The organism is Clostridium sp., assembly GCF_022482905.1.
Classification (GTDB): Bacteria; Bacillota; Clostridia; order Clostridiales; family Clostridiaceae; genus Clostridium_B.
Genome location: NZ_JAKVOI010000001.1, coordinates 2014001 through 2034401 on the forward strand (window position 1 = coordinate 2014001; position 20401 = coordinate 2034401).

Annotated in this window: 19 protein-coding genes and 2 pseudogenes; 4 read left to right on the forward strand and 17 right to left on the reverse strand. The window is 32.4% G+C overall.

Translation table 11 applies throughout. The features are described from left to right. Positions 1-10: 10 nt before the first annotated feature. Positions 11-979 (forward strand): restriction endonuclease PLD domain-containing protein, encoded by a 969-nt coding sequence (locus LKE46_RS09965; protein WP_217821441.1) that lies wholly within the window; start codon positions 11-13, stop codon positions 977-979. Positions 980-998: 19 nt separating this feature from the next. Continuing rightward, positions 999-1421, forward strand: a complete 423-nt coding sequence (locus LKE46_RS09970; RefSeq protein WP_217821442.1) for a very short patch repair endonuclease — start codon at positions 999-1001, stop codon at positions 1419-1421. A 47-nt stretch (positions 1422-1468) separates the two neighbouring features. On the opposite strand, the gene LKE46_RS09975 is transcribed toward LKE46_RS09970, so the two are convergent. From LKE46_RS09975 to LKE46_RS10005, 7 genes and pseudogenes are all read right to left on the reverse strand, one after another. Beyond that, on the reverse strand, positions 1469-2521 hold the full coding sequence (locus LKE46_RS09975) for a DNA cytosine methyltransferase (protein ID WP_217821443.1): 1053 nt from the start codon (positions 2519-2521) through the stop codon (positions 1469-1471). 2 nt (positions 2522-2523) lie between these two features. Then, a complete protein-coding gene (locus LKE46_RS09980; RefSeq protein ID WP_217821444.1) occupies positions 2524-2874 on the reverse strand; it encodes a helix-turn-helix domain-containing protein in 351 nt (116 codons plus the stop codon). A 520-nt stretch (positions 2875-3394) separates the two neighbouring features. Further along, positions 3395-5173 carry a recombinase family protein gene (locus LKE46_RS09985; RefSeq protein WP_291721380.1) on the reverse strand — a complete coding sequence of 593 codons (1779 nt, stop codon included), beginning with the start codon at positions 5171-5173 and terminating at the stop codon, positions 3395-3397. A 60-nt stretch (positions 5174-5233) separates the two neighbouring features. Continuing rightward, on the reverse strand, positions 5234-5380 hold the full coding sequence (locus tag LKE46_RS09990) for an SHOCT domain-containing protein (protein WP_058953099.1): 147 nt from the start codon (positions 5378-5380) through the stop codon (positions 5234-5236). Positions 5381-5813: 433 nt separating this feature from the next. Then, on the reverse strand, positions 5814-6041 hold the full coding sequence (locus LKE46_RS09995) for a helix-turn-helix domain-containing protein (protein WP_063600307.1): 228 nt from the start codon (positions 6039-6041) through the stop codon (positions 5814-5816). Continuing rightward, positions 6020-6505, reverse strand: a complete 486-nt coding sequence (locus LKE46_RS10000; protein WP_082853490.1) for an RNA polymerase sigma factor — start codon at positions 6503-6505, stop codon at positions 6020-6022. The genes LKE46_RS09995 and LKE46_RS10000 overlap by 22 nt, the downstream gene beginning before the upstream one ends. 496 nt (positions 6506-7001) lie before the next feature. Next, positions 7002-7462: pseudogene (locus LKE46_RS10005) on the reverse strand (efflux RND transporter permease subunit); the annotation flags it as partial. 2 nt (positions 7463-7464) lie between these two features. On the opposite strand from LKE46_RS10005, the gene LKE46_RS17725 reads away from it, so the two are divergent. After that, positions 7465-7869, forward strand: a complete 405-nt coding sequence (locus LKE46_RS17725) for an MFS transporter (protein WP_082853528.1) — start codon at positions 7465-7467, stop codon at positions 7867-7869. A gap of 101 nt (positions 7870-7970) precedes the next feature. Here LKE46_RS17725 and LKE46_RS10010 read toward each other — a convergent pair whose 3' ends face one another. The 8 genes from LKE46_RS10010 to LKE46_RS10040 form a co-directional block, all read right to left on the reverse strand. Further along, on the reverse strand, positions 7971-8168 hold the full coding sequence (locus tag LKE46_RS10010) for a hypothetical protein (protein ID WP_153042941.1): 198 nt from the start codon (positions 8166-8168) through the stop codon (positions 7971-7973). A 6-nt stretch (positions 8169-8174) separates the two neighbouring features. Next, the gene (locus tag LKE46_RS17730; protein WP_153042943.1) at positions 8175-8300 is read right to left on the reverse strand and encodes a helix-turn-helix domain-containing protein; all 126 of its coding nucleotides are present in this window, start codon (positions 8298-8300) and stop codon (positions 8175-8177) included. 97 nt (positions 8301-8397) lie between these two features. Continuing rightward, a complete protein-coding gene (locus LKE46_RS10015; RefSeq protein ID WP_063600913.1) occupies positions 8398-8580 on the reverse strand; it encodes a hypothetical protein in 183 nt (60 codons plus the stop codon). A 796-nt stretch (positions 8581-9376) separates the two neighbouring features. Then, the gene (locus LKE46_RS10020) at positions 9377-11743 is read right to left on the reverse strand and encodes a heavy metal translocating P-type ATPase (RefSeq protein WP_063600915.1); all 2367 of its coding nucleotides are present in this window, start codon (positions 11741-11743) and stop codon (positions 9377-9379) included. A 187-nt stretch (positions 11744-11930) separates the two neighbouring features. Beyond that, entirely contained in the window at positions 11931-13619 is a 1689-nt protein-coding gene (locus LKE46_RS10025; protein WP_156496371.1) for a hypothetical protein, read from the reverse strand. Positions 13620-13621: 2 nt separating this feature from the next. Next, on the reverse strand, positions 13622-14536 hold the full coding sequence (locus tag LKE46_RS10030) for an AAA family ATPase (RefSeq protein WP_082853529.1): 915 nt from the start codon (positions 14534-14536) through the stop codon (positions 13622-13624). Positions 14537-14651: 115 nt separating this feature from the next. Further along, positions 14652-15395, reverse strand: coding sequence for a serine/threonine protein kinase (locus LKE46_RS10035; protein WP_063600917.1), 744 nt, complete (start codon positions 15393-15395; stop codon positions 14652-14654). Positions 15396-15669: 274 nt separating this feature from the next. Beyond that, positions 15670-18129 (reverse strand): heavy metal translocating P-type ATPase, encoded by a 2460-nt coding sequence (locus LKE46_RS10040; protein ID WP_063600919.1) that lies wholly within the window; start codon positions 18127-18129, stop codon positions 15670-15672. A gap of 597 nt (positions 18130-18726) precedes the next feature. Between LKE46_RS10040 and LKE46_RS10045 the strand changes: the two genes are divergently transcribed. Continuing rightward, positions 18727-19014: a transposase gene (locus tag LKE46_RS10045; RefSeq protein ID WP_063600920.1), complete on the forward strand. Its 288-nt coding sequence runs from the start codon at positions 18727-18729 to the stop codon at positions 19012-19014. Here LKE46_RS10045 and LKE46_RS10050 read toward each other — a convergent pair. Together LKE46_RS10050 and LKE46_RS10055 are read right to left on the reverse strand one after the other, a co-directional pair. Continuing rightward, positions 18985-19209 (reverse strand): annotated as a pseudogene (locus tag LKE46_RS10050) (IS982 family transposase); the annotation flags it as partial. The gene LKE46_RS10045 and the pseudogene LKE46_RS10050 overlap by 30 nt on opposite strands. Positions 19210-19307: 98 nt before the next feature. Beyond that, positions 19308-19682: a hypothetical protein gene (locus LKE46_RS10055; RefSeq protein ID WP_082853530.1), complete on the reverse strand. Its 375-nt coding sequence runs from the start codon at positions 19680-19682 to the stop codon at positions 19308-19310. Positions 19683-20401 lie beyond the last annotated feature (719 nt).

The window sequence follows — 20401 nt, forward strand, 5'->3', positions numbered from 1 at the left end:
ACAAGCATAAATGTTTACCAATAATATAGCACAAAAAATTTTATTTGCTCCTCCACTTCAAGGAGCAGATACATTATTAATATTAAGTGGATATGCTACTCCTAATATGGCATCGTGGCTAATAAAGAGTTTTCAGGAGCAAAATATGCACCTTGTCAATATTTCATTGCTTATAGGGATGGTACCTTACGATGGGTTAAGTGTTCCTATACATGAAGGTTTTAAGGAACTCCATGGCAAGGCATATCCAAATGCTGTGGATAGCTTTTCCTGCAGCTATGTTTGCGAAAACCCTCCGGTCCATGCAAATTTGTACATTTGGCTAAAAGGTAAATTGCCAATACAGGCATATACAGGTTCTGCTGATTTTGTGCAGAATGCATTTATTCCATCTCGAAAGGAAATCGTGGAATGCTGTAATCCAGAAGAAGCACATAAATTTTTTGAGGAAATTGAGGCAAATTCCATCTACTGTAACCATGCAGAGGTTGAAGACCATATTGTTCTCCATCCAACACATCAAATTCTAGATGCTGAAAGTAAGCCAATAACCACTTTAGCTGGGGAAGGTATTATTTCTACAACACTATCTCTTCTTACAAATAGAGGTGATGTTGGAGAAAAGTCCGGTTTAAATTGGGGGCAACGTAAGGGCAGAAATAGAAACCAAGCATATATACACCTTCCTGCTAAAATTGCAAGAAGTGGTTTCTTCCCGCTTGACAAACAGCATTTTACTGTTGTTACAGACGACAGTCACACGCTTCTTTTAAGGGTAGAGCAGCAAAACAACAAGGCAATTACAACACCTCTCAGCAATGCTCAGCTTGGAGAATACTTTCGAAACCGTTTAGGTCTCGGAAATGGTGCATTTGTTACAAAACAAGATTTATTGAACTATGGAAGAACAGATGTTACCTTTTACAAAATCGATGACGAAGAATATTATATGGATTTTTCTCCGCATCCCTCAATATGAAGGAGGTGATAAACTTATTATGTCAGATAATCACTCAAAAGAAGTTCGCAGCATGAACATGTCCCATATTCGAAGTACAAACTCTAAGCCAGAAGAAATTGTCAGAAAATATTTATTTGCCTGCGGATTAAGATATAGAAAAAATGTACGAACTCTTCCCGGATGTCCAGATATTGTTTTGCCAAAATACAAAACCATTATATTCGTAAATGGCTGCTTTTGGCATCATCATGACTGCGGACGTTTTGTCTGGCCGTCAACAAATAAAGAGTATTGGTACAAAAAAATAAACAAAAATGTTGAACGTGATAAAAAGAATTTTCAGCTACTTAAGCGGCAGGGTTGGAATGTCCTTGTTATTTGGGAGTGTCAATTAAAAAAATCTGTTGCTGAATCCAATTTATCTTCACTCTACAATGATATTATTGCACAGCAACATTAAAAAACAGCAAAGAATAAGTTTTCATCTTGCTTACTGCTTTGCTGTTTTTATTCATCAATGTTAGGTTCTACTGACTCATAGGGAATCCCTGCAAAACTTTTTAGAATAGATTCAAAGATAATTTTTGCTCCTCTGCACGGAACAGCCATACCAATTTGCTTTCTGACACTTTCCTTGCTTCCAATAAATCTATAGGTATCAGGAAAAGTCTGAAGCCTTGCTCGTTCTCTGTTTGTTAATGCACGTGCTTCATCCCAATGGTATATATGGGTTCCGCCGCCTCCGCTTCCAGTTACCGTATAGGATGGTTTATTGGGGTCAAGCCGTTTGTAAATTTGGCTGATTTTTGCACCCGTTATATTAAGTCTCAGATTTTCAGGTAAATCAGCTGTAAAAGCGTTCTGTCCTGGACGAATGCACTGCAGTCTTCTGATAACAATTTCTGAATGCCTCGTTCTCTCATTGTTATATGCATCTTCAGGGATAGGAGGAACTTCAATTGCTGTTCTGCAAGTATTATCAGCATCTGCATATGGTTCTGCAGACGGAACTCTGTATTCAACATCAATATCATTTCTAATTCCTACAATAATCAGCCTGTGTCTCGTCTGCGGAACTCCATACTCTTCAAATTTGTATAAATGCGGTGTTATGGTATAACCTGATTTACGCAGCTCCGTTAGAATTTTTGTAAATGCCCTGCCATCATTTGCGTTCCTAAGTCCTCCTACATTTTCTGCCAGGAACCACTGTGGTCTAAAATGCCTCAGCGCCTTAACACCATATGAATACAACGGGCCATATACCCCATCCATTCCTTTCTGTTCACCTACAACACTATAATCGTTGCACGGAAATCCGAACGCTAAAGCATCAATGGGAGCAAGCTTTGACATATCAAATTTTCGAATATCTTCATGGTAAACAGTCTCCGGTGCATCTGGGCAAATATTTTTACGATATGTTTCACAAGTATCTGCATCATAATCATTTGCCCATTGATGTGTAATTATAAATTCTGGATTTCCAATATCGGCGTGCATTGCCCCCCAAGCTATTCCACCCGGTCCGCAGAATAATTCACCTAATCTAAATGGCATAATTACAGCCCTCCTTCTGAAATTCCATCGGTGCTTTTTCTTGATATCATAAAATCTATAAGCAGCTGCAAATATTCCATGTCTTTATCGCTCAATTTCTCCAGACCACGAAATTGTGTACTCGAATAAATATCATTTTCGGAAATATATCCTGCTGCTAAAAGCAGTTCAAATGGATGGAATTCGAGTGCTTGAGCAATCTTACACAGATTCTCCCAGTTCGGTTTCTTACGAATACCCTTCTCAATTTTCATTATTTCGCTGTCGCTTAATCCACAGGCATTTCCTAATCTTTTCTGAGACAACCCTGCAGCTTCTCGACGACTTTTAATTAATTGACCTACCTCAGGCATATTCTCACCTCTATATTAGAATAGCACATACGCTGCTTATTGTCAATATATTTCTAATTTATGCTGCCTAAAAGCAGCATACAGCAATTATTATAGTTTTTATATATTCCATACACTTAAGTATACTGCTGCCTTTTTATTGAGTTCTATTTTAGCTGGAATATATATTGCCTTTGGTTTTAAACTAATATTTACCATAACAAAACCTCACTATTAAATCTAGACTAATTATCTTTATTATTCCCAGCTAAATGATAAGTAGTCTAAAAGAGTACTTATTTTATCCATAATTTTCTTTGACATCTATCTTGCCTACTCTTGAAACCCACATCTATCCTAACTTCTCAACCCTTATAGCATCTATCCTGCCTACTACACTATACACATATTATAATAATTAAAATATTTCTCTGCAAAATAAAAATAAGAATTTTCAAATCAGAAGCACCAAAAATAAAATTCATGGTACTACTCTTAAACTTGAAAACCCTTTATTTATCAGTGTTTCACACACTTTTATTTATCTATTCGTGACATCAATACAACGCACTCCACGTGTATCAACGCTATTATGAGAAGACAATTTATTTACCTCGTTATTATCATGGGAGCACAATTTGTCAGTCTTATTTTTATCCTTAATATTTCTTCTTTGTGGCTTAAATTTATTTCCATTCATATTATTTTTCATACCTGTTTTATATACAAATGTAAGTTGTGCTGGATCTTTATTGCCATCTTCATCATATCCACCAACAATCACTTTTTCCACAACACTTTCAAAAACATATCGGTCAAATTTATTTAGGACCTCATTTTGTTCCAATGTTTTCTTAAACTCTTTCAAACGGCATTTAATATTTTTCTCATCACCTGCCGTTTCTTGTAACTTCTGACGCTCGTTTAAAAGTTGTTCCTGCTTTTCCATCAATACAGAATATTTTGTTTCATACATATCTTTATCTATAACTTCTTCCAGAAGCATATCTACTAACTTATTTTTCTTGTTTTCTATTGCACCTATCTCTTTTTCTACTTTAGCAAGCTGTTTATTTACAGTACTACTGCTTAGTGTGTCATCCATCCTTTGAAGGAATTCATTTAATACATCTTTGTTATCGCTGCATAGCAGACGATAACTTTGAACAAAAGCGTCCTCAATTGCTTTTTCTGATATACCTTTGCTATCTGGGCAAAACTTCTTACCATTTTTGGTAGCTACTACACACTGCCAGATAATCTTGCTGTACTTGGAACTGCTATGCCAGACACGCCTTGACAAGTTGCTGCCACAGAATCCACATTTCAGCATACAGCTAAAAGCATATTTTCTGCTGTATTTTTCTCTCTTTCCAACACCTACTGTTGTTCTGTTTTTGCTTCTTCTTTTAAGTATTTCATGTGCTTTTTCAAAGACTTCTTCACTTATAATGGGTTCATGGTGATTACGTATATAAAACTGATCTTCCTCTCCCATATTTTCAAGCCGCCTCTTTGAAATTGGGTCGACAGTAAAAGTCTTACCCAGCAACAGATCACCTTTATATTTCTCATTTTTAATAATTCCAATAACTGTAGATGGTGCCCATGTTGAGCTCCCATATTTTGTCTTGTACCCAAGATTCTCTAGCTCATGTCCTATCACAGAAGCACCAGCACCATCAATATAACGCTTGAAAATGTACTTGACAATCTCCGCCTCTTCTTTATTTATAGTAATAGTCTTGTCTTCTGGATGATAGTCATATCCAAGACAGCCTTGAAATCCTACCAATTCTCCACGTTTCATTTTCATTTTTAATCCCTTTTTGACATTGGAAGAAATGTTTTCAACTTCCTGTTGAGCTACAGAACTAAGTACAACAAGCAGCAATTCTCCATCCATCGTAAGGGTGTTTATTTTTTCATCTTCAAAATAGATGGCGATATCTTTTTCTTTGAGCATACGGACATATTTTAGTGTATCCAAGGTATTTCTGGCAAACCTTGAAATAGATTTTGTAATAATCATATCAATATTTCCATTCATACAATCGTTAATCATACGCTGGAAATCTTCACGTTTTGTGACTTGTGTACCTGTAATTGCTTCATCTGCATAGATATCTACCAAGACCCACTCTTTATTCTTATTAATCAAATCAGTATAATAATTGACTTGTGATTTATAACTATTCAATTGATCTTCGCTATCTGTACTGACACGGCAATAAGCAGCAACACGTAAACGTTCTATCTTTTTCCCGCGTATTCGTTTTGTCAATGCATTTCTTGCTTTTATAACCTCAACTTCCTGCATATAACATCCTCCTTTGTATCTACTTTATAGTATTATGATACTACATAAGACAATACATTTTCAAGCTGTTATATCAGAAAATATTTTATAGTCTTTCATAAGTCGGCTTTTAACGAGATTATATTCCTTCTTTGAAATTAGCTTACAGGAAAGTAATTGTTTTAGCATAGCAATTTGCATACTGTATCGAATTAATTTTTTATCCATTAAAAACCTCCTTGCTTTTAAATATATAAAAAATCAACAAATCGGATGGCTTCGGCAAAGCTCCACAGGACTTTGGCCTTATCCCATGCTTATGGGTATACCGCCCAATGCCGTGCAGACGTTCAAGGCGGGAGTATCATTATCCCAATATGCAGGTCATGGCAGCAACCTTGCCAAAGGTCACTTGCGAATCACTGGAATAATCGCTCACTTTTTATTTCCCCCTTTAGTGGTCATGGCGCTCCAGTTCGCCGGCTCTCTACATATTGAATGTATCCGATTATTTTATGCTATGCCACGAATGGCATTTTCTTTGTCAAAGAACAAATAGGTTTTATCAACCCGTAAAAGCATACTTAAATAGACAATATGCTTTTACAGAATGACAACTTCAAAGTTAGGGCGTATTGGAGATCCATACGCCCTTATATGTTTAGATTTTAAAACTTAAAATCATTTTCAGTAGGGCAGTGGTAATCTGTTCTTGAATGTACTTGTCCACAAAATAATATCCATTACCATATTCATCAGTAACCACCTTTGTAGAAAGTTTTGCAATATATCCTTGGTAGTGATCCAGTATATATTCAATTGCCACAGCATCACCATTACTTGCTGCTTTTATTATAGGAAAGGGAATCAACTTTTTTGTTTTTTGCATAACTCTTCCTCCAATAGTGTTTTTATGATTTTTAATGCACTAGTACGGTTGCGATATACTGTACTGCGGTTTACACCTAATTCATCCGCAATTTCTGCATCCGACATTTCCAGATAGTAAGACATCAGAATGATGTCACGCTTACGTTTTGGTAAAATATCCAGTGCCTCTGCAATCTGATAATCAATAACTTCCACATTCAGCGACAAGATCTTATAAATTCGACTATCAAGATGATAGGTATCAAAGGTTTGTAGCTTGTTCAATTCCAATTCCGACATTTCTGAAAACAGACATTCACGCTTACTTCGTCTACCAATAGAACGATAGCAATTACTTCTGGTACGTATCATAACTTTTCTTGCTATATAGTCAAATTGGAATTGAATGCTTGTCTGAAAATCTTCCTGAATCTGATGGTTAAGTTTTTCGAATGGTACTTTGCTGAAAGAAGATGGCTTCATAGAATATCACCTCCTTTCTTAGCCAGTGAGAAAGGAGAAAATTTTGTTTCTCTTTTCCTCTTTCACACTGACTCTCACCAGGGAGGTAATATTTGTTGCAGAAAATGTTTTGTATCTGAATAAAAGTTTTTAGGAATTGAAAAAAGCCCGAATGGATTCTGTTATCCAAACGAGCTTTTAATATGACATTATTTTCTATAATATGATATGATTCTACATAAAATAAACCATAACTATCCCAAAATGAAAATGAGCTTTTTTTAGGAAATTACCTCTTTCATAAGAATGAGATTTGTATCTAAATCTCATAAGAAAAACCTCCTTATCTCATCATTATCTAATAGTTACTGTTGCTGTGATAACAGAAGTGCTTGTTCTTAATAGAAATAAAAAACAGTGGCTTTAACAAATAAAAAAGCCACTGTCAGACAAATTAACTTAGATATGTGATATAAACTATTTCCGTCTAATAACGGCTTTTAACAAATAAAAAATATTATTCTTGGTGTCCCATAAAATTTTCATTATAAAAATAGGTTATTTTAAAGATATAAAAGAAAATATTTAAACACTTATATTTTCTTTTTTTGAACAATCTCTCTTTAAAATCATTCAAAAATGTATATACAACCGGAACAAACAATAATGTCAACAATGTTGATGTAATTAATCCTCCAATAATTGCAAAAGCCATTGGTGCACGTAGTTCTGAGCCTAAACCTGTAGCTACAGCTGAAGGAATCATACCAAAAATCATGGCCAAGGTAGTCATAATAATCGGCCTTAAACGCGTATGCCCAGCTTCAATCAAGGCTTCATTCAAATTCATTCCCTTTCTGTGGTTTTGTTTTGCAAAATCAATAAGTAAAATTGCATTTTTAGTAACCAGCCCCATCAACGTAATAACTCCTATGGCAGACATCATACCAGCTCTTTATGGCCAATAAACAATCCTAAATATGATATCTCGCCCCTCAGCAGGCAAACTCTTTGACACTAAAGGCGAAAATGCAATAATCTATCCTGGGATTTTGATAAATGCGATATGGTTGTTATTATTCGCATTAAGTGCGAGTTTCATGATGCTAGCGGCAGCAGTCCTCATTGGTCTTGGGCTCGGGGCCATACAGTCTGGAACACAAACGCTGGTAGTAAAGATCACGCCGTCTCACCATTTAGCACCTGATAATTCAACATTCTATCTGTGCACAGATTTGGGCAACTGCATCGGGCCTCTGCTCACGGGCGCGCTAATAACATTCCTAGGATATCGTGGAATGTATATAATTGTGGCAGTAATCGGGTTCTTAACGTTATTAATATACTGGTTTGCATATACCAGAAAGGCTAGTCGGGCTTTATAAAACCAGTTTATTACACATCTTTTAGGTACTGCAAAAGCGCCCCCGTTACTGGCCCTGCTTCGGCGGGGCTTTTCGTGCAAATTTTTTCTTAAAAGATATGTTTAGAGTTTACTTTCTTCTATATCGTCGTCCGTCATGCCAAACTGCTTTAAATAGCTCAGTCGAACGGCAGATTCCGTATCCGTTATAAATCGAAGGACAGAATAGTATAATTGGATGTCTTTCAAAACGGTGGAGTGGTACATTGCCTTTCCGTAGATACGGGCATAGTGTTTCAGGTAAATGCTGTCCTGAATCATATATGTTCAGATTTTAAAATTTAAAATCATCTTTAGCAGGAAGGTGGTAAGCTGTTTTTGAATATCCTTGTCCACAAAATAATATTTATTTCCGTATTCATTAGTAAGTACCTTTGTGGAAAGCTTTGAGATATATCCTTGCTAGTGATTCAATATATATTAAATTGTCACAGCATCGTCCTTACTTGCTGCCTTTATGATAGGAAAGGAAATTAGCTTCTTTGTTTTTTCATAACTCCTCCTTCAGTAGTGTTTTATAATTTTCAGTTGCTATATACTGTACTGCGGTTACACCCAATTCGTCTGCAATTTTCGCATCTGATGCAGTCAAAACAGAGTATCTTCCCTTTCCTATCCAGTGATGAATAGGGGATTTTTCGTTTATCTTCTCCTCTTTTACATTGGCTCTCACCGATAGATCGATACTTACTGCAAAAGATACCTTTTATTTAAAAAATATTTTAAGAGCTGAAAAAAGCCCAAATGGATATTACTATCCGAACAAACTTTTAATATAATATTATTTTCTAATATGTAATATAATTCTATATAAGATGAGCTGTATTTATTTTTAAATGGAAATAAGTTTTTTAAGATAATACCTTGCTTATAAGAGTACAATTTATATTTTAATCCCATAACAACGATCTCCTTATTCCATCGCTGTACTAGTCACTATTGTTGTAATAGAAAAGTGATTGTCCTTAACAAAAATGTAGTAGCCTTAGCATACAAGATTATTGTTAGGCAAATAAATTTAAATGTGAGATAAAAATGTAAATCTGACTAATAGTGAATTATTTTTGAAACTTCTACACATACATCAGTTTTGAGAGATCTATCATCGCCTTTTATATAGCTTAAAGCAATTCAATTTGTTTATTGAAAACATACGAATGCTACGACTTTTTTAAACATTCTATTTTTTTACTTCTTTAAGTAGTCTGCTAATCTTATTTATGGATTCATATTTCTGTTTAATTCTGTGATTTGTCTGTTATTCTTAGTAGAACTTCCTTACCCATATGGATACTTGCCCTTGAAATTTCATACTTTGAAACGTTTATAACAAACTGGATCAACTTTTTAAGAGCATATACAATAAATAAAAAAATAAAAGAAAAAATAATTTATATCAGAAAAAATTGAATATTTTTAAATATTTATTTCTAAGGTTCTTATTAAAGTTTACACAATATTCCGTAGTTTTATATATTTTTAACTTTCATTACTCTCATTGCATTTATTATAGCAAGTATAGTAACACCTACATCAGCAAAAACTGCCTCCCACAAAGTCGCTATTCCTCCAGCTCCTAAAATAAGAACTATTATTTTAACTACCATAGCCAGTATTATATTCTGCCATACTATTTTTCTTGTTCTTTTAGCAATTTTTACAGCAGTAACTATCTTTGAAGGTTCATCTGTCATTATCACTACATCAGCGGCTTCTATTGCAGCATCCGAACCAAGTCCTCCCATAGCTATTCCTATATCTGCTCTTACTAAAACTGGTGCATCATTTATTCCATCTCCTACAAAGGCAAGTTTTCCTTTGGCCGATTTCTGTTTATCTAGCTTTTCTAGTTCTTCAACTTTTTGATCAGGAAGAAGCTCTGCATAAACTTCATCCAAACTTAAGGAACCTGCTACTTTCTCACCAACAGCTTTAGCATCTCCAGTAAGCATAACAGTCTTTTTTATTCCTATGGTCTTAAGGTTCTTTATAGCATCTTTTGAATCATCTTTAACTTCATCGGATATTATTATATAACCTGCATATTCCTTATCTATTGCTATATAAACCACAGTTCCAACAATATCTAATTCATCAATCTTTATATTTTCTTTATTCATTAATTTAACATTTCCAGCTAAAACTTCTTTACCTTTTACTTTAACTTTAATACCATGACCTGATATTTCATCATAGCTTCCAATTTTTTCTTTATTTACTTCTTTTCCATAGGCCTTAAGTATTGAAACTGCTATAGGATGATTTGAGAAACTTTCTGCATAAGCCGCAAATTCAAGCAACTCATCTTTATTGTATTTTTCAGTAGTTTTTATTTTTGTTACCTCAAAGACGCCTTTTGTAAGTGTTCCTGTCTTATCAAAAATAATGATTTCTAAATTATTTAGGGCCTCTAAATAATTCCCGCCCTTAACCAATACTCCATTTTTTGAAGCTCCTCCTATTCCGCCAAAAAAGCCAAGGGGTATTGATATAACTAAAGCACATGGACAAGATATAACTAAAAACACCAATGATCTATAAATCCAATCTGAAAACATTGCCCCTCTTATAATCAACGGAGGTACAATAGCTAATAAAGCTGCTATTATCACAACTATAGGGGTATAGTACTTTGCAAACTTAGTCATAAAATTTTCCGTAGGAGCTTTTCTACTGCTTGAATTTTGAACTAAATTTAGTATTTTCGATACTGTAGATTCTCCAAATTCTTTAGTAACTTCAACAGTTAATAGTCCGTTCTTATTAATAAAACCTCCCAAGACCAAATCTCCTTTTTGTACTGATCTTGGCACTGATTCTCCTGTTAAAGCTGAAGTATCTACCATAGATTCTCCTTCAATTATACTTCCATCAAGTGGAACTTTTTCTCCAGACTTTATAACTATCTTATCTCCTATTTTAACTTGATCCGGAGAAACCTTTTTAAGCTCTTCTCCTTGTTTTAAGTTTGCATAATCAGGTCTAATATCCATTAATGCTGCGATAGATTTTTTTGAACGATTGAGAGCAGCATCTTGAAAGAATTCACCTATTTGATAAAATAGCATTACTGCAACCCCTTCTGGATACTGTCCAATAAAAAAAGCACCTATTGTAGCTATAGACATTAAAAAATTCTCATCAAAAACTTTCCCTCTAGCTATATTTCTAACAGCTTTTAAAATAACTTTCCATCCAACTAGTACATAACTTATTAAATACAATATAAACTCAATATTGCTAGTAAATTTAAATAAAATAGGAACTGAAAAAAATAATATTTCTAATATCATTCCAATCATTTTTTTTCTATTCTGCCCTGCATTATCATCGTGAAAATATGCTTTACTATTTTCCTTCTTATCTACATCTACAACATTAACTCCGGGTTCAATTTTTTTAACTATTTCTGCTGCTTCTTCAGTTATTTTTTCTAGATCATGTTTATTATCAATTTCTATAATTAATTTTCCAGTAGGAAAATCAACATGAGCATTTTTTACACCATTTAACTTACCTACCTGCTCTTGAATTTTAACACTGCAATTCATGCAGGATAACCCCAAAAGTGCTAACGCTTTTTTAGGGGAATTTAAATATGATTTTTCCTTTACTATCACATCTGGCTCTATCTTTTTTACAATACTTCTTATTTTCGTAATAATATTGTTTATTTTATTTATATCATTAGTTTCTATAGTTAAAGTTTTGTCGGCAAAATTTACTGATGCTTTATGCACGCCTTCTACCTTACTTGCTTCGTTTTGTATTTTTTGAAAACAATTTGCACAATTTAACCCTTTAAGTACTAGCTCCTTTTTTATCCCTTTTTCCAAAGTATCACCTTCCCTTTTACATTTAGTATTTACATTACTTTAAAATTTATGAAATACTAACAAAGAGTAGTTCTCAAGGCTTGGGTATGATAAAACTTGATAATAGGCAAAAAGTAATCTAGAACTAAAAGTTTAGTTATCATAATCATGTACTGAAAAGTAAATACTTAGATTAAAAAGAACATTCTTAAAGTATGTTGTTCAATTCATTTTGCAGCATAACTCCAACTGTATCAGCAAATCTCTTTGCAGATTTTATATGCACTAAATTACGTCCATATATTTTTTGAGCAGCAGCAACATCTTCATTACGTCCTGTGAAAACACCAAGAATAGAAATTCCTTCCTGCAAGCCTTTTCTCACTTCCAAAGCAGTATCATTTACACCCATGTTATCTGAATAACTATATTCAATATGATTAATTCCACTCGCTGGTATGCACTGCATATCATTGGGTTTCCCATCAGATAAGACTATGAGCATCTTACGGTTACAGCTTAAATTTTTCATCATATAAAGTGCAGCACGAACAGCCAAGCCGTCCCTATTACACCCTGAAGCTGTATAATTGAAGATCTTATTATTCTTGTAAACTTCATCATAATCACGAAAAAGATTGATAATTGTATAATCGTGAAAACTGCAAAAAGAGTAGACTTTTACAGGAATTTGACAGCGTGTAAGGCTTTCAGCTATGATATACCCTTCTGTTGCAATAATTTCCTGACGATTTTTTTGTGACAACGATGCATCCAACATTATATCCACCGTTAGATCTCTGACATCATTTTTAAGATTTTTTATAAAAATTTTATTGTCATGAACATAAAAGCTTCTCCAAATATCTCCTGCTACAAGTTTTCCCTTTTCTGATCTGCAGGAAGATTCACGGTTAACAAGCATCACATTTTTAATTTTATCTGTCAAATTTGAAATGCTATTATTATTTCTCGCAAAGTTTTCATTATAATGTATATTATTTTTTTCTCTTTGTTTTAAAATATCATCTTGATGTTTAACTGTACTTGTATTATTTTTAATATGAACATCAAAATTCCCTCTTGTAAAATGAACATGACAATTTTTATGGTTTCCAATACACAAAATTTTTTCTAAAGCCTTTACCCGTGGTTCTTGCAAAATGGAAACCCCATAATACCCCTGCATAAATTTTCTATCGTATTTATTGATTTGATCTACAGATTTAAGCCAACTAAAAGCCCTTCGTAATTCATTTTTAGAACGTTTAAAAAATGAATTACGCCTAGAATTTGATCCCTTCACCTTTACTTGAAAAATACTTTTGCCCCTATGTGACGTTGGAAGTATATTTTTTGCTAAAAAGTGAGGTCCATATTGAAAATAAACTTTTATAATCTCCTTCATACGAGATATAATCTGCTTTGTATTCATATGTTCATCAAACTCTAAATCATTTAAAATGGTAAGTGCCAGATTTGTCGTATTAGGTTTTTCACCCAATGCTCTTTTAAAATGAGCTATCTTGACTTGATCTATAATGTTAAAAGATAAATCTGGATTACACCTGTTAAGAAATTTTTTTGAATAATCACGTCGCAGATTTTCAAGAACCAGTCGTTCACTTTTTGCTTTTTTATAAGTACAATTTTCTAAAGCTATCCATGTAAGTTCTTCTAATAATTTACAGTTAGTATCTTTTTTAAGATAGTTAAAAAATTCCTCTAAAAGTGAATAGTTATAGTATTTATGAACAGATCCTATAATATAATTTAAATAAAGATCGGCTTTTCCATTTTTATCATATGCTTTTATTTCTGAGTTTAATGAGTAATCAGATGAAGCATTCCATATAATATTATCAGCTCTTTTTATCTCTTTATTTTGTTCCTGCATAGTCAATCTGTAAAAATTTCACTCCTTTCCACCCCTTCCGGTATTCTCAGGTGAATAACGTCTTCTATAATTTCTCTTTCAAATCTATCAAAAGATTTATTTGTAATGCCCATCTTCAAAGCCTCAGATGTCTTCAGACCCTTGCCTATGAGATGAATAGAAGAAATAAGTCCCCTTAGATCTACGGATTTTGTAGAGATCTCCGAGCTTTCGCTTTTATTTTGAAGATCCTTAAACAGGCCTATAAATTGTTCAAGATATTTATCTTTCATATTAGGGAATTCTCGCCTGAGCAGTTTCATAAGATTTCTGGAAGAAATTGTTGGCATTTCAATAACCATAAAACGCGAAACCAGAGCTTCATTAAGTTCTCTAGTGCCTGCATATCCATAATTCATTGTAGCAATAAACCTGGTAGCATCTTCCATAGGGATTCTGTCATAACCTGGTATGTCAATAATTCTTCGAAAATCCAAGGTAGCATGAAGAAGCGCAATGGATTCATTCCTCGCCATATTTATTTCATCAAGAACTCCAAAACCTCCCAACGTGGCACATTCATAAATTGGACCTTTTCTAAAAACAACTTGTCCATTTTCAAATGTATCAGTCCCAACAAGAGATGAAAAATCCGTGTTGACGTGAAATGAAATATCCCAGCTGGGCCTCCCAAAAGCAGCTGCCAAGTTTTCTGCGAAAACATTTTTTCCACTTGCCTTAGGACCAACTAAAAGAATATTTTCGCCACAAAGAATAGCCGTAATTGCTCCCTCCCAAATTTCTTTTCCATAATAATTATATTTAGGTTCTGGTATTCTGTATTTAATATCAGGATTTACATTGTAAAAATTTCGGTAATGCTCTATTTCAGCAATTAATTTTTCATCAATTCTTTCTTCTCTTAAAAAATCTAACATACTTATCACCTCCAACTATTATGCAGAAATAATGCGGTAATCAAACTATATTTCTTACAATACTAATCAAGCAAATTTCAAGTAATAAATCCTTTACATTTAAAGTTTCATTGCTCTAATATTTATCTTGTAAACGTTCCAATCCTAATTTTAAAAAATCCTTTTCTACATCATAAATACTTTTGTACTTCTCATTCAAACCTAATAATTTTTTCAAAAAATTCACCTCATTTAAGGATAAATCAAGTTCATCATACCAAGGTTCTGACTTTTTACTAGTTTTTTCAAAAGAAGAATAGTACAAATAAAGAAGTAGATGTCCAAAATATAAAAAATCAACAGAAGGAATATACTTTTTACCATTTATTAATCTTGCAAGTCCAAAATCAATGAGATACACTTCTTCTTCGTTAATAATTACATTCGGTACTCTTATATCTCTATGCACAATGTTTCTTTCATGCAAGTATTTTATTATATCTATAATTTTAATTCCTACTTTATAAATTTCAGATGGAGTAAATACATAATTGTCTCCAAAGAGCATTTCTTCTATTGTCTTTCCTTTTTTATATTCTAAAATATAGGCATACATTTTATCATTCTTTATTGTATCAACTATTTTAGGAATTAATGGATGATTAATAGATGAAAGAATTTTTTCTTCAAATATAATTTTAGTACCACTTTTTTTTATAACTTTAGGTTTAATCTCTTTTAGAACATATTTCTTATTATCTAAGTTAACCAAATAACACATACCAAATCGGCCTTCACCTATTAACTTTACAACGCTATATCCACCAAACAAATAATCTGTTGGATATATTTTCCTTCTAAAAAACGACATTATGACCATGAACTCTTATATTTTCTTCTTTTACAATGTCTTTCACCAGAATAATGATTTGGATATGAATTATTATGAGAATAATATTTATTATATTTTCTGCCTGAGCGAGAAAATGAACCAAACATACCTAATATACGGTTTAAAAATCCTTCTCTTTTATAATAACTGCTCCCTCTATGATTATTATCATGATGCCTCTTGCCTGATGATCTTGAAAATAAGCTCATCTAATACACCCCTTTTCAATTTACTTTTATTAATATATACTAAATTTACTATATTATGAATTTTGTGCTTTCATAGCCCTCATGGAATTGAATACTGCAAGTATAGTTACTCCCACATCACCAAACACTGCTTCCCACATAGTGCCTAAGCCCATAGCTATAAAAACTAATAAAATCAGTTTAGTACTTAAAGCAAAGATTATATTCTGCATTACTATAGTTCTTGTTTTCTTGGCAATTTTTATTGCTGTAGTAATTTTTGATGGCTCATCTGTCATTATTACTACATCAGCAGCTTCTATTGCAGCATCCGAACCAAGTCCTCCCATAGCTATTCCTATGTCTGCTCTTGCTAAAACTGGTGCATCATTTATTCCATCTCCTACAAATACCAACTTCCCCTTTTCCGATTTTTGCTTATCGAGTAATTCTATATTTTCCACCTTTTGGTCCGGAAGTAATTCAGCATGAACTTCATCAAGTCCTAATTCTCTAGCAACTTTATTTCCAACAGTTTTATTATCACCAGTTAGCATTACTGTTTTCTTAACTCCGATAGATTTCAAAGTTTTAATTGCTTTTGCAGAATCTTCTTTAATTTCATCAGATATTACTATATATCCTGCGTATTCTTTGTCAACTGCAACATGAACTACTGTACCTACAGTTTCTACTTGTTCATACAATATATCTTTTTTCTCCATTAGTTTATAATTGCCTGCTAAAATTTCTTTTCCCTCCACAACAACCTTTATGCCGTGACCTGATATTTCTTCATAATTTGATATTGCATCACCAGGTATTTCTTTACCATAAGCGTTTAATATGGAAACTGCTATCGGGTGATTTGAATAGCTTTCTGCATAAGCTGCATAGGCTAGAAGTTCATCACTTGGCATATTATCTCGAGGTTTTAATTCTGTAACTTTAAATACGCCTTTTGTAAGTGTTCCAGTTTTATCAAAAACAATGATTTCCGAATTGTTTAATGCTTCGAGATAATTACCACCTTTAACAAGTATACCATTTTTTGAAGCACCACCTATACCTCCAAAGAATCCAAGTGGTATAGATATAACTAATGCACAAGGACAAGAAACTACTAAAAATGCCAGTGCTCTATATAGCCATTGAGAAAAATTTGCTCCACCTATAACAAGAGGCGGTATAACAGCTAAAGCTACTGCTGAAAAGACAACAACTGGTGTATAGTACCTAGCAAACTTTGTTATGAATTTTTCTGTTGGAGCTTTTTTACTGCTTGCATTTTGAACTAAGTCAAGTATTTTTGCTATAGTAGAATCTCCAAATTCCTTTTCTACCTCTATTGTTAACAGTCCATTTTTATTGATCACTCCACCTAAAATATTATCTCCCGTTTCTGCTTCTCTAGGTACTGACTCTCCAGTTAAAGCTGAAGTATCAATCATAGAGCTGCCTTCAAGCACTTTACCATCTAATGGAACCTTTTCTCCTGGTTTCACTACAATAATATCACCTATGCTAACCTCTTCCGGTGATACTTTTTTTAGCTCGTCATCTATTTTCAAGTTAGCAAAATCAGGTCTTATATCCATAAGAGCTGCAATAGATTTTCTTGAGCGATTTACAGCCATATCCTGAAACATTTCTCCTATCTGGTAGAAAATCATAACTGCTACCCCTTCTGGATACTCACCAATAGTAAAAGCACCTATGGTTGCTATACTCATTAGAAAGTTTTCATCAAATACCTGTCCCCTGCTAATATTTTTTATAGCCCTTAATACTACTTCTCCACCTACAATTACGTAACTAATTAGATAAAGTATCAGTTCAACAGTATTTGAAAACTTGAAAGCAGTTGCTATCCCAAATATGGCTGCACCTAATGCAAACTTGACTAATTCACTCTTATCATTTTCTTCTTCACTCTCTTCAATTTTACTATTTACTTTTTTACCCTCAAGAACAACCACATTAACATCAGGTTCAATTCTTTTAACTATTTCTTTGACTCTATCAATTATAACAGTTTGCTCAGATGAATTATCTATTTCCATAATAAGCTTTGTTGCAGCAAAATCTACAATGGCGGATTTTACACCCTCTATATTATTTGATTCCCTTTCAATCTTTGAGGCGCAATTGCTACAGCACAGTCCCTTAAGCAAAATTTCTTTTTTTAATAATTTACCCGATTGTTTTTCCACTACTCTTACATCAGGTTCCAAATTTCCAATTATCTCAGTAGTTACTGCGATTAACTCTTTTGTTTTATTAATTTCACCAATTTCCAAAGTTAAAGCTTTCGTGACAAAGTTTACATTAGCAGAATCAATGCCTTTAATTTTACTAACCTCTTCTTCTATCTTAGCTGCACAATTAGCACAATCTAATCCCTCTAGTATAAATTCTTTTTTTATACATTCTTTACTAGTTTTCTTTAAATTAGCAAAGTTATTGTTTGTGGAAATACTTTTTTTTACTAGTTTTATACTGCTTTTGCCGGGGTCTTTAAGTGCTTTATCCATTACCTTTTCCTCCTTTTACTGGCTTAAGTTTGTTTCCCTATATGAATTAATTCTTATTCAAAAATATTTTTAATAAAATTGTTTTTATATATGAATATATGTTCATATATTCATTATATATGATAATATCTTATTTTGTCAATAAAATATAGAAATTGATTTAAAAATAAATCTCCTATTAACCAAATATATAGGATATGTGGATTAATCCCCATACCCTTTATGTTTAAATTCTAAAATTTAGAATCATCTTCAGCAGGAGATATGTATCATCAATCCTCCTTCCATATAATCAAACTGATATTGGATAATAGTTTGAATTCGAGAAAAATATTTTAAGAATCGAAAAAAGTCCGAAAGGATATTGTTATCCCAACGAACTTTTAATATGACATTATTTTATATTAATTGAAGACTTTAAATATGAATTTCGGAATGTAGTTATTGCTTTTTTATAATTGCAGTTTGTGGAGCAGCATTTCATAAAAGTGAAATTCAAATAAATAAGGTTGGTGTTAGAATAAAAATAGTACAAGAGAAATTGAGAAAGTTCCTAATAAGTTTTAGAATAAATATAAGAGATTGGGGAACTTAATCATGAAAAAACAACATGACAAGCAGTTCAAAGAAGATGCTATAAAATATTACATGGATCATAAAGAACTTGGAGTAAGAGGTTGTGCTCAAAACCTTGATATAGGTGGTAGCACTTTGTCAAAGTGGATTAGAGATTCTAAAAGCGAAAATGGTATTCAAGTTCGAGGTTCAGGTAATTATTCCAGTGATGAACAAAAGGAAATTGCACGATTAAAGCGTGAACTTCGTGATACAAAGGATGCTCTTGATGTATTAAAAAAAGCCATAAGCATTCTCCGAATCAATTGACATAAGCTCACCAGCTAATGAAACTGTAATTATTTCACTATCACTCATTATTGAATGATTACTGTTTCTTCGATTTTTAATATATGTTGGAGTTACTTCTTGGTAAATATCATCAACTATAACAAATATGACAGTTATAAAATCTTTTAAATCTTCTATAATTGTGATAGAATCATTGTTATAAATCTCTAGCATATATGTTTCCCCCTTCATTGAATTGGTCGTGCTTTTCAATGATAGGTTAACACATTGTGCTGGAGGTTTTCTATTTGTAAATGTTGCTAGTGATTTAACTAGCACAACAGGTTAATTAATTGTGTATTAGATGCTTTAACAAATTTATTTTTCTCAATTTCAACTGCAATTGCATCTTTTGTGTTAATATTAGGAATCTTGTATAATCCAGTTCCAACTTTAAAGTAATTTGAAAAATTATTTGGATCGAAATCTTTTTCATTAGTTGAGTAGTGTCTAACTTCTCCAAGTTTACTATCGACTTTTTCAATTTGCTCAGATGTAACAACATAATTTATTTTATTTAGTGTAATCATTTTTTCATAAGCCCAGCTATCTGTACTTATGCTATTCTTGGTGGAATGTAGTTTTCCACATCCGTTACCTAATAGAAGTAGTATTAAAAGTATTGATATTTGTAAAAACTTTTTCAAAATAAATCACCCTTTCCATCTAAGTATCTTATATTAAATTTATCATTCTTTTTATTATTCTATACAAATTTAATAGTGAAAAGAATGATATCGGATATAATACCGGCATCTGTGATATGAATTGCAAAGTAATTTTAATAAATCTAATGATAATTTTACATTTGAAATTTTTAATTTATGACCATTAAAAATCTATTATATATATATAATTACATATAATATAATTTTAGGGAATAGCTTTTTACAAAAATAATTAATTTATGTATAGCATAGTTTTGTGTAATTAGATTTTTATAAAATTCCTATTATATAATAATAATTTGGTTTTATATTGAAATGTCATCTCCCTTGGTACTCTCTAGTTATAATACCATCAATTAATGATTCCATTATTAACGATACAGCCAATGTCTGTACGACAAATTTAATGTATTATAACTTTGAATGCCATTGTTTATAAGTTCCACACAATACATATTGTGTGAAATTGGTTAAAATAGTGTGAAGTCTTATGTATTAAGGCTTTGAACTATTTTTTTAGTATTTAAAAGTTAAAATTGCAAAAATAAATTCAACATATTATGATAATATCATATATTATGCTGAATTAAACAAACACAGTGAAGCTACATAAAATAAGACTTTGAAATATGAAAAGAGGTTAAATATGGAAAAGGTAGAACTTATAAGATCAGAGAAAAAATTAAGGATTAAAAAAA